The organism is Cellulomonas oligotrophica, assembly GCF_013409875.1.
In the GTDB taxonomy this organism is placed as follows: Bacteria; Actinomycetota; Actinomycetes; order Actinomycetales; family Cellulomonadaceae; genus Cellulomonas; species Cellulomonas oligotrophica.
The window spans coordinates 3,592,998-3,606,969 of the sequence record NZ_JACCBK010000001.1 but is presented as its reverse complement, the minus strand read 5'-3'; the positions used below and the strand labels follow the sequence as shown (position 1 = coordinate 3,606,969).

Annotated in this window: 11 protein-coding genes and 1 pseudogene; 7 read left to right on the top strand and 5 right to left on the bottom strand. The window is 74.6% G+C overall.

What is annotated here, in order from left to right; all coding sequences use genetic code 11:
- Positions 1-9: 9 nt before the first annotated feature.
- A complete protein-coding gene (locus BKA21_RS16350) occupies positions 10-1,878 on the bottom strand; it encodes an acetolactate synthase large subunit (RefSeq protein WP_140460038.1) in 1,869 nt (622 codons plus the stop codon).
- A 401-nt stretch (positions 1,879-2,279) separates the two neighbouring features.
- On the opposite strand from BKA21_RS16350, the gene BKA21_RS16345 reads away from it, so the two are divergent.
- Complete coding sequence (locus tag BKA21_RS16345) at positions 2,280-2,918, top strand: AMIN-like domain-containing (lipo)protein (protein ID WP_140460037.1); 639 nt, start codon at positions 2,280-2,282, stop codon at positions 2,916-2,918.
- A 6-nt stretch (positions 2,919-2,924) separates the two neighbouring features.
- Here the strand turns inward: BKA21_RS16345 and BKA21_RS16340 are convergent, their stop codons facing one another.
- Both BKA21_RS16340 and BKA21_RS16335 read right to left on the bottom strand, forming a co-directional pair.
- Entirely contained in the window at positions 2,925-4,646 is a 1,722-nt protein-coding gene (locus tag BKA21_RS16340) for a glycoside hydrolase family 13 protein (protein ID WP_140460036.1), read from the bottom strand.
- A gap of 86 nt (positions 4,647-4,732) precedes the next feature.
- A complete protein-coding gene (locus tag BKA21_RS16335; protein WP_373308196.1) occupies positions 4,733-5,626 on the bottom strand; it encodes a UbiA family prenyltransferase in 894 nt (297 codons plus the stop codon).
- Between the two features lie 82 nt (positions 5,627-5,708).
- On the opposite strand from BKA21_RS16335, the pseudogene BKA21_RS20290 reads away from it, so the two are divergent.
- The 6 genes and pseudogenes from BKA21_RS20290 to BKA21_RS16310 form a co-directional block, all read left to right on the top strand.
- Positions 5,709-6,314, top strand: a pseudogene (locus BKA21_RS20290) (type III polyketide synthase); the annotation flags it as partial.
- Positions 6,303-6,788, top strand: coding sequence for a 3-oxoacyl-[acyl-carrier-protein] synthase III C-terminal domain-containing protein (locus BKA21_RS20285; RefSeq protein ID WP_308463969.1), 486 nt, complete (start codon positions 6,303-6,305; stop codon positions 6,786-6,788). The pseudogene BKA21_RS20290 and the gene BKA21_RS20285, both read left to right, overlap by 12 nt.
- Positions 6,785-7,318 carry an isoprenylcysteine carboxyl methyltransferase family protein gene (locus BKA21_RS16325; RefSeq protein ID WP_140460034.1) on the top strand — a complete coding sequence of 178 codons (534 nt, stop codon included), beginning with the start codon at positions 6,785-6,787 and terminating at the stop codon, positions 7,316-7,318. The genes BKA21_RS20285 and BKA21_RS16325 overlap by 4 nt, the downstream gene beginning before the upstream one ends.
- 5 nt (positions 7,319-7,323) lie before the next feature.
- Positions 7,324-8,400, top strand: a complete 1,077-nt coding sequence (locus tag BKA21_RS16320; protein WP_179625393.1) for an NAD(P)/FAD-dependent oxidoreductase — start codon at positions 7,324-7,326, stop codon at positions 8,398-8,400.
- Between the two features lie 137 nt (positions 8,401-8,537).
- Complete coding sequence (locus BKA21_RS16315) at positions 8,538-9,173, top strand: TetR/AcrR family transcriptional regulator (protein WP_140460033.1); 636 nt, start codon at positions 8,538-8,540, stop codon at positions 9,171-9,173.
- A 26-nt stretch (positions 9,174-9,199) separates the two neighbouring features.
- Positions 9,200-10,180: a DUF5692 family protein gene (locus BKA21_RS16310; RefSeq protein WP_239072904.1), complete on the top strand. Its 981-nt coding sequence runs from the start codon at positions 9,200-9,202 to the stop codon at positions 10,178-10,180.
- Positions 10,181-10,237: 57 nt separating this feature from the next.
- On the opposite strand, the gene ilvD (BKA21_RS16305) is transcribed toward BKA21_RS16310, so the two are convergent.
- The gene (gene ilvD / locus BKA21_RS16305) at positions 10,238-11,953 is read right to left on the bottom strand and encodes a dihydroxy-acid dehydratase (protein ID WP_140460032.1); all 1,716 of its coding nucleotides are present in this window, start codon (positions 11,951-11,953) and stop codon (positions 10,238-10,240) included.
- Positions 11,954-12,020: 67 nt separating this feature from the next.
- The gene (gene ilvD / locus BKA21_RS16300) at positions 12,021-13,883 is read right to left on the bottom strand and encodes a dihydroxy-acid dehydratase (RefSeq protein WP_140460031.1); all 1,863 of its coding nucleotides are present in this window, start codon (positions 13,881-13,883) and stop codon (positions 12,021-12,023) included.
- Positions 13,884-13,972: the final 89 nt, after the last annotated feature.

Below are 13,972 nucleotides of genomic sequence, written 5' to 3'. Positions count from 1 at the left end.
CTTCCTTCCTCAGTCCTCGCGGTCCCACGCGGGGCTGATGCCCCGCGCGTACTGGATGTCGTCGTTGCTCACGCCGGCGGCGACCATCGGCCACACCATCGCGTCGCGCGACACCGTGAAGTCCACGACGACGGGCTGGTCGTCGATCTCCATGGCGCGGCGGATCGTGGCGTCCACGTCCGCCTTCGACTCGCAGCGCAGGCCCACCGCGCCGTACGCGTCGGCGAGCTTGACGAAGTCGGGCACGCGGGCGGTGCCGTGGCCGGTGTGCAGGTCGGTGTTGGAGTAGCGGGACTCGTAGAACAGGGTCTGCCACTGCCGCACCATGCCGAGCGAGCTGTTGTTGATCACCGCGACCTTGATGGGGATCTCGTTGATCGTGCAGGTGGCGAGCTCCTGGTTGGTCATCTGGAAGCAGCCGTCGCCGTCGATCGCCCACACCGTGCGCGAGGGGTCGCCCACCTTGGCGCCCATGGCCGCGGGCACCGCGAAGCCCATGGTGCCCAGGCCGCCGGAGTTGATCCAGGACGCCGGCCGCTCGTAGCGGATGAACTGCGACGCCCACATCTGGTGCTGGCCGACACCGGCGACGAACACCGACTCCGGCCCGGAGATCTCGCCGATGCGCGAGATCACGTGCTGCGGCGCGAGCAGGCCGTCGGTCGGCTCGTCGTAGCCCAGCGGGAACGTCTCGCGCCACGCGTCGAGCTGGCGCCACCAGGCCTCGAGGTCCGGGCGGCCGTGCTGGGCGTGCTCGCGCTCGAGCTCGGGCAGCAGGTCGCCGATCACCTCGCGCAGGTCGCCGACGATCGGCACGTCGACGCGGCGGTTCTTGCCGATCTCGGCGGGGTCGATGTCGGCGTGGACGACCGCGGCGTTCGGCGCGAAGCTCGACAGCTTGCCGGTGACGCGGTCGTCGAACCGCGCCCCGAGCGCCACCACGAGGTCCGCCTTCTGCAGCGCGGCCACCGCGGCGACGGTGCCGTGCATGCCGGGCATGCCCAGGTGCTGCGGGTGCGAGTCGGGCAGCGCGCCGCGGGCCATCAGCGTGGTCACGGCAGGTGCGCCCGACAGGTCGGTGAGCCGGCGGAGCAGGTCCGACGCCCCGGCGCGGATCACGCCGCCGCCGACGTACAGCACCGGTCGGCGCGCGGTCGCGAGCAGGCGGGCCGCCTCGCGGATCTGCTTGCTGTGCGGCTTGGTGACGGGCCGGTACCCGGGCAGCGCGATCTCCTGCGGCCACGTGAACGTGGTGCGCGACTGCATGGCGGACTTGGCGATGTCGACGAGCACGGGCCCGGGACGCCCGGTCGAGGCGATGTGGAACGCCTCGGCGATGGTGCGGGCGATGTCGTCGGGGTCGGTGACGAGGTAGTTGTGCTTGGTCACCGGCAACGTGATGCCGAGGATGTCGGCCTCCTGGAACGCGTCCGTGCCGATGAGCGACGCGCCCACCTGCCCGGTGATCGCCACCAGCGGGACCGAGTCCATGTGCGCGTCGGCGATCGCGGTGACCAGGTTGGTCGCCCCGGGCCCCGAGGTCGCCATGGTGACGCCGACCTTGCCGGAGGTGTACGCGTAGCCGGCCGCCGCGTGGCCGCCGCCCTGCTCGTGCCGCACGAGCACGTGCCGCAGGCGGGTGGAGTCCATCAGCGGGTCGTACGTGGGCAGGATCGCGCCGCCGGGGATGCCGAAGACGACCTCGACCCCGGCCTCCTCGAGCGAGCGGACGATCGCCTGGGCACCCGTGACGTCCTCGGGGCCGATGCGCTGCGTCACGACGGGGACGGCGTCCGTCGTAGGTCGGGCCGTGGTGTCGGCGGGCCGCACGGGGCGGGCCGCCGTGCGCGGCGGTGCGGGGTGGGGACCCTGGACCATCGTCGTCTCCTGCGGGTCGGTGGCGGGTGAGGGCTGGGCCCGTGGTGGTGCGGGCCCGGACACGACAAAGCCCCTCGGCCCCGGGCACCGGGGCGGACGAGGGGCGAGCGCGCGGACAGCAGACCTGGGTCGGACGGCGTCAGCCGGCGCGCTCCGGGGCTACTACGAGGATCGTCTGCACGTCGGCGACACTACGCCGCTCCCCGCGCGCTGTCACATCCCCCGGCCGCCGTCTCACATCGTGGTTCACCGTTTCGCATGCCGGTCGCCCCGCGCGGTGGCGCCCAGGTCGTCGCGGCACGGCGGCGAGCGCGCCTGCGCGCCGACCGCGACCGCCCGACCTACTGTGGACGGCAGACGGACAGCCCCGGCGGACGCCGGGACCAGGACGGGGGTGGCACGTGACCAGGACCGCAGGACGTGGCAGGACGGGCGCCGCGGCGGTGCTCGCGCTCGGGGTGACGCTCACCGGCTGCGCGGGGCAGGCCGAGCCGGCGGCGTCGGGCACCAGCCTGCCCGCGAGCGCGTCCCCCGCACCGACCACCCCGACGCCGTCCCCCGACGACGACGGCACGGTCGCGCCCGACGACGACGTGGTGGGCACCGCCTTCGCACCCGTCGGCGACGAGCTCACGGCCGAGCCCGCCGCGGACTCGTTCCTCACCGTCGTTGACGTCCGCACCGGGGAGCACGACGGGTACGACCGCGTCGTGTACGAGCTCGCGGGCGAGGGCCTGCCGGGCTGGCGGGTCGGCTACGTCGACGAGGCCGTCGAGGACCCCTCGGGCGAGGTCGTCGACGTCGACGGCGACGCCACCCTCGAGGTGTGGGTCACCGGCACCGGGTACCCGTTCGACACCGGCCACGAGGAGTTCGCCGAGGACCTGCGCCCCGGTGCGGGCGACGTCGAGCACGTCACCCGGCCGCTGACGTTCGAGGGCATGACGCAGTCGTTCGTCGGCCTCGACGAGCAGCGGCCGTTCCGGGTCACCCTGCTGGAGGACCCGGTGCGCGTCGTCGTCGACGTCCAGGACGACTGACCGGCGTCAGGCGCGCCGGAGCACCAGGGCCTCCCAGGGGGACAGCGTCACGGCGCCGTCGCGCACCACGGCCGGCTCGGGCACGTTGCCGAGCACGAGCTCGCCCCAGCCGTCGCCCACCTCGGCACGCTGCTCCTCGCCGGAGAAGTTGCCGAGCACCAGCAGCGCGTCGTCGCCGAGGGCGCGGGTGAACGCGTAGACGTGCGGGTGGTCGGGCAGCAGGAGCGTGAAGTCCCCCAGGCGCACCACCTCGTCCTCGTGCCGCAGCGCGTGCAGCCGCCGGTAGTGGTGCAGCACCGACGCGGGGTCCGCACGCTCGGCCTCCGCGTTGACGTGCGTGTGGTTCGCGGTCACCGGCAGCCACGGCTCGCCGGTCGTGAAGCCCGCGTGGGGCCCTGCGTCCCACTGCACCGGCGTGCGCGCGTTGTCGCGGCTCGCCGCGGCCAGGCCCGCGAGCAGCTGCTCGTCGCTCACGTGGCCCGCCGCGCGGGCGTCGTGGGCGTGCCGCAGGGACTCGATGTCGCGGTAGTCGTCCAGGGACGTGAAGCCCGCGTTCGTCATCCCGAGCTCCTCGCCCTGGTAGACGTACGGCGTCCCGCGGTGCAGGTGCAGCACGGTGGCGAGCATGGTCGCCGACTCGCGGCGGTAGGCACCGTCGTCGCCGAACCGGGACACGATGCGCGGCTGGTCGTGGTTGTCCCAGTACAGCGCGTTCCAGCCGACGTCCTGCAGGCCGGCCTGCCAGCGCGCCATCGTGGCCTTCAGCTCGCGCAGGTCGAGCGGCACGGGGTCGAACTTGCCGCCGGGGCCGTGGTCGAGGCCCACGTGCTCGAACGTGAACACCATGTCGAGCTCGCCGCGCGCGGGGTCGGAGAACAGCACGGCGTCGTCGACCGTGGCGCCCGGCGTCTCGCCGACGAGGAGCAGCCCGGCGCGCCGGCCGGCGAAGACCTCGCGGTGCATCTCCTGGAGGTACTCGTGCAGCCGCGGGCCGTTGGTCGAGCCCGCGCCCTGCGGCGCGAGGCGCCCGTCGCCCGCGGGCGCGTCGGACAGCTCGCCGTGGTCGTCCACGTGCTTGGAGATGAGGTTGATGACGTCCATCCGGAACCCGTCGACGCCCCGGTCGAGCCACCAGCGCATCATCGCGTAGACGGCCTCGCGGACCTGCGGGTTCTCCCAGTTGAGGTCCGGCTGCTTGCGGCTGAACAGGTGCAGGTAGTACTCCCCCGTCGCCTCGTCGAGCTCCCAGGCGGGCCCGGAGAAGAACGAGCCCCAGTTCGTCGGCTCGGCGCCGGGGGTGCCGGGGGCCATGCCGGGGCGGGCGGGACGCCACCAGTACCAGTCGCGCTTCGGGCTGCCGACGGACGAGCGCGACTCGACGAACCAGGGGTGCTCGTCGCTGGTGTGGTTGACGACGAGGTCCATGACGACCTTGATGCCGCGCGCGTGCAGCGCGGCGACCACCTCGTCGAGGTCCTCGAGCGTGCCGAACACCGGGTCGACGTCCTGGTAGTCGCTGATGTCGTAGCCGTTGTCGTCCTGCGGGCTGCGGTACAGCGGGGAGAACCAGACCACGTCGACGCCGAGCCACGCGAGGTGGTCGACGCGCTGGAGCACGCCCCGCAGGTCGCCCACGCCGTCGCCGTCGCTGTCCTGGAACGACCGCGGGTAGATCTGGTAGACGACGGCTCCCGTCCACCAGGGTGCGTCCTCGCGCGTGAAGGTCATGCCGGTTCCTCCCGGGGTCCGATGGCTCCCCCGACCCTTCCAGCCGGCGCGCCCGGCCGCACCCGGTGCGTGCCGCCGGTCGGAGCTCAGGTGGTGGCACCGCGGGCGCCGGAGAGGACCAGCGCGGCCACGCACAGGAGCGCCACGGCCATCGCCAGCGTGAAGGGGAGCCGGCTGCGCTCGCGCCGCAGCCCGACGGCACCGGCCGCCACGGCCGTGAGCACCGCCGCGGCACCGACCACCGCACCGGCGGGCGCGGGCGGACCGGGCGGGCCGAGCACGGCGACCAGCACCGCGAGCGCCAGCACGGCGGGCGCCAGCACGCCGGTGGTGCGACGGCCCAGCCGGTGGGGCAGGCCCCGGACGCCCGTCGCGGCGTCGTCCTCCAGGTCGGGCAGCACGTTGGCCAGGTGCGCGCCCACGCCGAGCAGCGCACCGACGGCGAGCAGCCAGCCGGCCGGGAGCGCGGGGCCGGGCAGCGCCAGCACGACGAACGCGGGCAGCAGGGCGAACGCGACCGCGTAGGGCACCCAGGACGCCGCCGTGGACTTCAGCCGGACGTTGTAGGCCCAGCCCATCGCCACCACACCGAGGTGCGCGGCCGCGGCCGCCGGCCCGGCGAGCGCCGACGCGGCGACGGACACGGCGAGGGCCGCGACGGCCGCGGTGCGCAGGGCCGCAGCCGTGACGGCACCCTGCACGACCGGCTTGTCGGTGCGGCCCGCCGCACGGTCGCGGGCCGCGTCGACCCAGTCGTTGGACCAGCCGATCGACAGCTGGCCGGTCAGCACGACGAGCAGCACGAGCAGCACCGTGGGGGCGTCGGCGCCGAGCCCGACGGCCAGCGCCGCGCTCAGCGCGGTCACCACCACGGTGGGGCCGGGGTGGCAGGCGCGGGCGAGCGCCGCGGCGGTCGCGGCGCTCGCACCGCCGCCCGACGACGACCGCCGACGCGTCGGGGAGGTCGGCGGCTGAGGCACAGGGCGACGGTATCCCCCGCGGACCGACGGCGGAGGTCGGGCGCCCCACCGGGCGGGCCGCGTCCGCCGGTGCGACGATGCCGGGATGTCCCAGGTCCTCGCCGTCGCCACCGCCCTGCCCGGGCCCGCGCACGCCCAGGCCGACATCACGCGCGTGACCGCACCGCTCGTCGCCGGGGACGACGAGCGCGCCGCGACGCTCCTGCGGCGCCTGCACGCCGGCTGCGAGGTCGCCACGCGGCACACCGTGCTGCCGCTCGACCGGTACCCGCACGTGCGGGGGTTCAGCGAGGCCAACGACCTGTACCTGGAGCTCGGCACCGGCCTGGCGGCCCAGGCCGCCGCTGCCGCGCTCGGGCGGGCGGGCGTCGCGCCGGCCGACGTCGACCTCGTGCTCTTCACCTCGGTGACGGGCATCGGCGCCCCCTCGGTCGACGCCGCGCTGGTCGGGCTGCTCGGCATGCGCAGCGACGTGCGCCGTGTGCCGACCTTCGGTCTGGGCTGCGCGGGAGGGGCGGCGGGGCTGGCACGCGTGCACGACCACCTCGTCGGCCACCCGCAGGACGTCGCCCTGCTCGTCAGCCTGGAGCTGTGCTCGTTGACCCTGCAGCACGGGGACAGCGACCCGGCGAACCTCGTCGCGAGCGGCCTGTTCGGCGACGGCGCGGCGGCGGCCGTGGTCGTGGGCCGTGACCACCCACGGGCGGCCGGCGCGGCCGGGCCCACGGTCGTCGCGTCGCGCAGCCGGCTGTACCCGGGGACGGCCGGCGACCTCGGGTGGCGGGTCGGGGCGTCCGGCTTCCGCATCGTGCTGTCCCCCGGACTTCCCGACGTCGTCCGCGCCGAGCTCGCCCCCGACGTCGAGGGTCTGCTCGCGGCGCACGGGCTCAAGACGGGCGACGTGACGCGCTGGGTCGTGCACGCGGGCGGTCCCCGCATCCTCGACGCCGTCGAGGGCGCGCTGGGCCTGCCGCCCGAGGCGCTGGCCACGAGCCGCGCGTCCCTGGCCGCCGTGGGCAACCTGTCGTCGGCGTCCGTGCTGGACGTGCTCGACCGCACGCTCGCCGCGGGCACCCCGCCCGGGTCGCCCGGGGTCGTGCTCGCGTTCGGGCCCGGGGTGAGCGCCGAGGTGGTGCTCCTGCGCTGGTCCACGGGAGGATGACGCCCGTGCTGACCCTGTACCTGGTCGTCGTGGGCCTCACGGCCGTCGAGCGGCTCGCCGAGCTCGTCGTCTCCACGCGGCACGCCCGCTGGTCGTTCGCCCGGGGCGGGGTCGAGAGCGGCCGCGGGCACTTCCCGGCCATGGTGGCGCTGCACACCGGGCTCCTGGTCGCGTGCGTCGTCGAGGTGCTCGTCGCGGACCGCCCGTTCCTGCCCTGGCTGGGCTGGCCCGCCCTGGTCCTCGTGGTCGCGAGCCAGGCGCTGCGGTGGTGGTGCATCGGCACGCTCGGCGAGCGGTGGAACACCCGCGTGATCGTGGTGCCCGGGCTGCCGCTGGTCGACCGGGGCCCGTACCGGTGGCTGCGGCACCCCAACTACGTCGCGGTCGTGGTCGAGGGGCTGGCGCTGCCGCTCGTGCACACGGCGTGGGTGACGGCGGTCGCGTTCACCGTGCTCAACGCGGTCCTGCTGCTGCGGTTCCGCATCCCCGCCGAGGAGCGCGCCCTGCAGGCCGTGCACGAGCCGGTCTGAGCACGGTGCCCGGCGCCGGACGCAGCCCTGGGCCCCGCCCCGCGTCCGACACGGACGTGCTCGTGGTCGGTGGTGGCCCGGTGGGCCTGGCCGCGGCCGTCGAGGCGCGCCTGCGCGGTCTCGAGGTCGTCGTGCTCGAGCCGCGGGCCGGGCCGGTCGACAAGGCGTGCGGGGAGGGGCTCATGCCCGGGGCCCTGCGGCTGCTGCAGTCCTGGGACGTCGACCCGCCCGGGCACGTGCTGGCGGGCATCAGCTACCGGTCGCCCGCGGGGCACGTCGACCACCGGTTCCGCGTCGCGCCCGGTCGGGGCGTACGCCGGACCACGCTGCACGAGGCCCTGCACGCTCGCACGGTCGACCTCGGCGCGGTCGTCGTCCCCGCCCGCGCGTCCGCCGTGCGCCTGACCCCGCACGGCGTCGAGGTCGACGGCCGGACCGCACGGCACCTGCTGGTGTGCGACGGGCTGCACTCCCCGACGCGGCGCCGGCTCGGGCTGGAGCCCGCGGTCACGCCCCGGAGCGCGGGACCGGAGGACGACCGGCGGCGCTACGGCCTGCGCCGGCACTACCGGGTGGCGCCGTGGACCGACCTCGTCGAGGTGCACTGGGCCGCCCGCGCGGAGGTGTACGTGACCCCCGTCGGCCCCGGCCTCGTCGGCGTGGCCGTCCTCGGCCCGCGGGGGACGGACCTGGACGCGACCGTCGCGGCGCTGCCCGAGCTGGCCGCGCACCTCGACGGGGCTGCCCCCGACGGACCCGTGCGCGGGGCGGGCCCGCTGCGCGCACGCAGCACGCACCGCACCACGGGCGCCGCCCGGCTCGTCGGCGACGCGTCCGGGTACGTCGACGCCCTGACCGGCGAGGGGCTGCGGGTGGGGTTCGCGCAGGCGCGGGCCGCCGTCGCGACGCTCGACGACGCGGCCGCGTACGAGCGCGCCTGGCGGGCGGCCACCCGCGACTACCGGGTGCTCACGTCCGCCCTCGTGGCCTGGGCGACGTCCCCGCTGCGACCGGCCGTCGTGCCGCTCGCGCGCCGCGCGCCCGCCCTGTTCGGCGCGGTGGTGGAGCGGCTGGCGCGCTGAGGCCCCACGGGACCTCACCCGTCCGGGTGATCCCGAGTCCGCGGGGCGGTCCTGGACAGGTGTCCGCACACCCGTCCGGGCGATCCCGGGACCTCCGTCCCCGAGCCCGTTGACACTTCGTCAATAGCGTCGTCGCCATGGCCGAGACGCAGCGCAGGGTCGTCAAGACCCCCGACGCCCGACGCGACGAGATCGTCCGCGCCGCCCGCGGGCTGTTCGCCGAGCAGGGCGTGCGGGCCACCACGTTCGCGCACGTCGCCGACCGCGTCGGCGTCACCCGCGGCCTCGTCTACCACTACGTCGGCGACATGGAGACGCTCGTCGAGCAGGTCCTCGACGCGTGCATCGACGACTTCGTCGCCGACCTGCGCGCGTGGGACGCCGCTCGCCGCCCGGGCGACGTCGACGGCGCCGTGGTCAGCGCCGTCGCGCTGCTGCGCCACCACGTGCCGACCCGTGGTGGCGACGCGCCGCACCCCGCGCGACCCGCGGTGCCCCGGCTCGACGACGCCGCCCTCGCGGTGCGGTTCCTCGACCGTGCCGTCGAGGCCCTCGTCGACACCCTCGAGACCACGACGATCCCCGCGTACGCCGCCCGCCACACGATCGAGATCACGCACGTGCGCGCGACCTTCGTCGTCCTCGTGCACGGGCTCATCGCGCTCGTCCGCTCCCGGCCCGGCACGCCCGACGACGTGCTCGTCGCGCTCGTGCGGCAGACCCTGCGCCTGGCCCCGACCGACCTGCCCACCCCCGACCCCGCCGCACCGTAGCGGCAGGGCTCACCCGAAGGAGAGACATGTTCCTGTTCGAGAGCATCACGCCGCTGCAGGCGCTGATGTTCGTCGTCGTCCTCGCCGCGCTCATCGGGCTCAACGAGATCTCGCGCCGCGGCAAGGTCGCCGGGCTCGCGCTGTTCGTCGCCCTGCCCCTCGTCCTGACCGTCCTCGTCTGGCCGCACACCGCCGGCGAGGGGTCGTCGACGGGCTCGTGGTTCCACTGGGTCAAGGTCTACTCGGCGCTCGCCGGGTGCATCGGCTTCATGCTCATCCGGTACGTGCCCCGCCTGGCGGCGCACCGCTGGATGCTGCTGTTCCCGCCGGCGATCCTCGCGCTGAACATCGCCGAGGCCGTGGTCCGCGACTTCCAGGTCGCCGGCATGGACGCCGGGGTCGTCGACGGCGTGACGATGGTGCCCGGCCCGTGGAACGTCATGAACGGCGTCGCGGGGATCCTCAACATCGTCACGATCTGCGGCTGGGTCGGCATCTACGTCAGCCGCGACCGGACCAAGGACATGATCTGGCCGGACATGCTCTGGTTCTGGATCGTCGCGTACGACCTGTGGAACTTCGCCTACGTGTACAACTGCGTCGGCGACCACGCCTTCTACGCCGGTGCGGCGCTGCTGCTGTCCTGCACCATCCCCGCGTTCTGGCTGCGCCGCGGCGCGTGGCTGCAGCACCGTGCGCACACCCTGGCGTTCTGGATGATGTTCACGATGGCGTTCCCGGCGTTCGTGTCGGACTCGCCGTTCGCGGTGCAGTCCTCGCACTCCCCCGCGGCGCTGATGACCGCGTCGGCGCTGTCGCTCGCGGCCAACGTCGCGGTCGTCGTCTACCAGGTGCACCGCCTGCGCACCCGCCGCCTGCACCCGCTGCGCGACGAGCTGTGGACCGACCTGCCGGCGTACCGCCGGGTCGTCGAGCGCATCCCCGGCCACCGGGCCGACGTCGAGGGCACCACCCCCGGCCGGCCCGCGCCCGCGCTGCAGGGCTGACCCGCACCGCCGACCGGGACCGCGGGGCGTCGCCGAGGCGACGCCCCGCACCCGCGCTCAGCCCAGCACCGCACCCTTCGACGCGGACTGCACGAGCTTCTGGTACTTGCCCAGCACGCCGCGGGTGTAGCGCGGCGCCAGCGGCGCCCAGCCCTCCCGGCGGGCGACGAGCTCGTCGTCGTCGACGAGCAGGTCGAGCCGGGCGTGCGCGACGTCGAGCCGGACCCGGTCGCCGTCCCGGACGAAGGCGATGGGACCGGCGTCGACGGCCTCCGGCGCGATGTGCCCCACGCACAGGCCCGTCGTGCCGCCCGAGAACCGGCCGTCGGTGACGAGCAGCACGTCCTTGCCCAGCCCCGCGCCCTTGATGGCACCGGTGATCGCGAGCATCTCGCGCATGCCCGGCCCGCCCTTGGGGCCCTCGTACCGGATGACGACGACGTCGCCGGCGCGGATCGTGCCGTCCTCCAGCGCGTCCAGCGCCGCGCGCTCCCGCTCGAACACCCGGGCGGTGCCCTCGAAGACGTCGGAGTCGAAGCCCGCGGACTTCACCACCGCGCCCTCGGGCGCCAGCGAGCCGGACAGGATCGTGATGCCGCCGGTGCGGTGGATCGGGTCGTCCAGCGCCCGCAGGATCTTGCCGTCCGGGTCGGGCGGGGCGATCTCCGCGAGGTTCTCCGCCACCGTGCGGCCGGTCACGGTCAGGCAGTCGCCGTGCAGGAGACCTGCGTCGAGCAGGGCCTTCATGACCACGGGCACGCCGCCGACCCGGTCGACGTCGTTCATCACGTACCGGCCGAACGGCTTGAGGTCGCCCAGGTGCGGCACGCGGGCCGCGACCCGGCTGAAGTCGTCGAGGGTGAGGTCGACCTCGGCCTCGTGCGCGATCGCGAGCAGGTGCAGCACCGCGTTCGTCGACCCGCCGAACGCCATGACCACGGCGATGGCGTTCTCGAACGCCTCCTTGGTCATGATCTGCCGCGCGGTGATCCCGCGGCGCAGCAGCTCGACCACGGCCTCGCCCGACCGGTGCGCGAACTGGTCGCGGCGCCGGTCGGCCGACGGCGGGGCCGCCGACCCGGGCAGCGACATGCCCATGGCCTCGGCCACCGACGCCATCGTGTTGGCCGTGTACATGCCCCCGCACGCACCCTCGCCGGGGCAGATCGCCCGCTCGATGCGGTCGACGTCCTCGCGGCTCATCAGCCCGCGCGCGCACGCGCCGACGGCCTCGAACGCGTCGATGATCGTCACGTCCTTCTCGGTGCCGTCGGACAGCTTCACCCAGCCCGGCATGATCGAGCCCGCGTAGAGGAAGACGCTGGCCAGGTCCAGGCGCGCGGCGGCCATGAGCATGCCCGGCAGCGACTTGTCGCACCCGGCCAGCAGCACCGACCCGTCGAGCCGCTCGGCCATCATGACCGTCTCGACGGAGTCGGCGATGATGTCGCGGCTGACCAGCGAGTAGTGCATGCCCTCGTGGCCCATCGAGATGCCGTCGGACACCGAGATCGTGCCGAACTCCAACGGGTACCCGCCGCCGGCGTGCACCCCGCCCTTGACCGCCTTGGCCAGCCGGTCGAGCGAGAGGTTGCACGGCGTGATCTCGTTCCACGAGCTCGCGACGCCGATCTGCGGCTTCGCGAAGTCCTCGTCCCCGAGGCCGACCGCGCGCAGCATGCCGCGCGCCGCCGTCGCCTCCAGCCCGTCGGTGACCTGCCGCGACCGCGGCTTGATGTCGACGCCCGGCGCCGGCTCCTGCGTGCTCGTCATGAGCCGAGACTAGGCAGCACCCCGGCGGGGAGCATCCCCTCGGGGCCCGACACGCCCGAGGGGCGGCTCAGCCGCGCCGCAGACGGCTGACGTCGCGGACGGCGCCGCGGTCGGCGGACGTCGCCATGGCGGCGTACGCCTGCAGGGCCGGGGAGACGTAGCGGTCGCGGGCGACGGGCTGCCAGGGGTTCTCGCGCGCCTCCATCTTGGCGCGCCGCTCGGCGAGCACCTCGTCGGGGACGTTGACGCGGATGAGCCGGGTCTCGACGTCGATCTCGATCTCGTCGCCGTCCTCGACCAGGCCGATCGTGCCGCCGGCGGCGGCCTCGGGGCTGACGTGGCCCACCGAGATGCCGCTGGACCCGCCGGAGAACCGGCCGTCGGTGATGAGCGCGCAGACCTTGCCCAGGCCGCGGCCCTTGATGAACGACGTCGGGTAGAGCATCTCCTGCATGCCGGGGCCGCCCGAGGGGCCCTCGTAGCGGACGACCACGACGTGGCCGGGCTCGACCTGCTTGCTGAGGATCTTCTCGACGGCCTCGTCCTGGGACTCGCAGACCAGGGCCCGGCCGACGAAGTGGAACACGTCGGGGTCGATGCCGGCGGTCTTGATGATCGCGCCGTCCTCGGCGAGGTTGCCGCGCAGCACGGCCAGGCCGCCCTCGACGGTGTAGGCGTGGGCGACGTCGCGGATGCAGCCCTGGGCGGCGTCCGTGTCGAGGGAGTCCCACACGTTCTGCGTCGAGAACGCCTGCGTGGTGCGCACGCCGCCGGGGGCCGCGTGGAACAGGGCGGTGGCACGCTCGGTGGCCCGGCCGCCGCGCACGTCCCAGTCGTCGAGCCACGCACGCAGCGTCGGGGTGTGCACGCTCGTCACGTCGTGGTCGAGCAGACCGCCGCGGTCGAGCTCGCCGAGCAGCGCGGGGATGCCGCCGGCGCGGTGCACGTCCTCCATGTGGAAGTCGGGGTGGTTCGGGGCGACCTTGGCCAGGCACGGCACGCGGCGGCTGATCTCGTCGATGTCGGCGAGCGTGAAGTCGACCTCGGCCTCCTGCGCGGCGGCCAGCACGTGCAGCACCGTGTTGGTCGACCCGCCCATGGCGACGTCGAGCGCCATGGCGTTGCTGAACGCGGCACGCGTGGCGATGCCGCGGGGGGCCGCGGTGTCGTCCTCGTCGTCGTAGTAGCGGTGCGCGAGCTCGACGACCGTGCGGCCGGCCTCGAGGAACAGCTCGCGGCGCGCGGCGTGCGTGGCCAGCGTCGAGCCGTTGCCGGGCAGCGACAGGCCGAGCGCCTCGGTCAGGCAGTTCATCGAGTTGGCGGTGAACATGCCCGAGCACGAGCCGCAGGTGGGGCAGGCGTTCTCCTCGACCTGGGCCAGCGCCTCGTCGTCGACGGCGTCGTCCGCGGAGTAGTTGATCGCGTTGATGAGGTTGAGCGGCGTGCGCGCCACGCCGTTCGCGACGACGGCCTTGCCGGCCTCCATCGGCCCGCCGGAGACGAACACGACGGGGATGTTCAGCCGCAGCGCCGCGTTGAGCATGCCCGGCGTGATCTTGTCGCAGTTGGAGATGCAGACGAGCGCGTCCGCGGTGTGCGCGTTCACCATGTACTCGACCGAGTCGGCGATGAGGTCGCGGCTCGGCAGCGAGTAGAGCATCCCCGCGTGGCCCATCGCGATGCCGTCGTCGACGGCGATCGTGTTGAACTCCTTGGGCACGCCGCCGGCCTCGCGCACGGCCGACGCCACGAGGTCGCCCATGTCCTTGAGGTGCACGTGCCCCGGCACGAACTGCGTGTACGAGTTGGCGATGGCGACGATCGGCTTGCCGAAGTCCCCGGCCTGCGTGCCCGTGGCGCGCCACAGCGCGCGGGCGCCGGCCATGTTGCGGCCGTGGGTCGAGGTCCGTGAGCGCAGCGGACGGCTCATCGCGGGTCTCCTTCGCAGGTGCAGGGCGCCACCTCGCGGTGGCGCCCCGTCACCCTACGTCCGTCCGAGGCGTGGGACGCCTGGCGTCC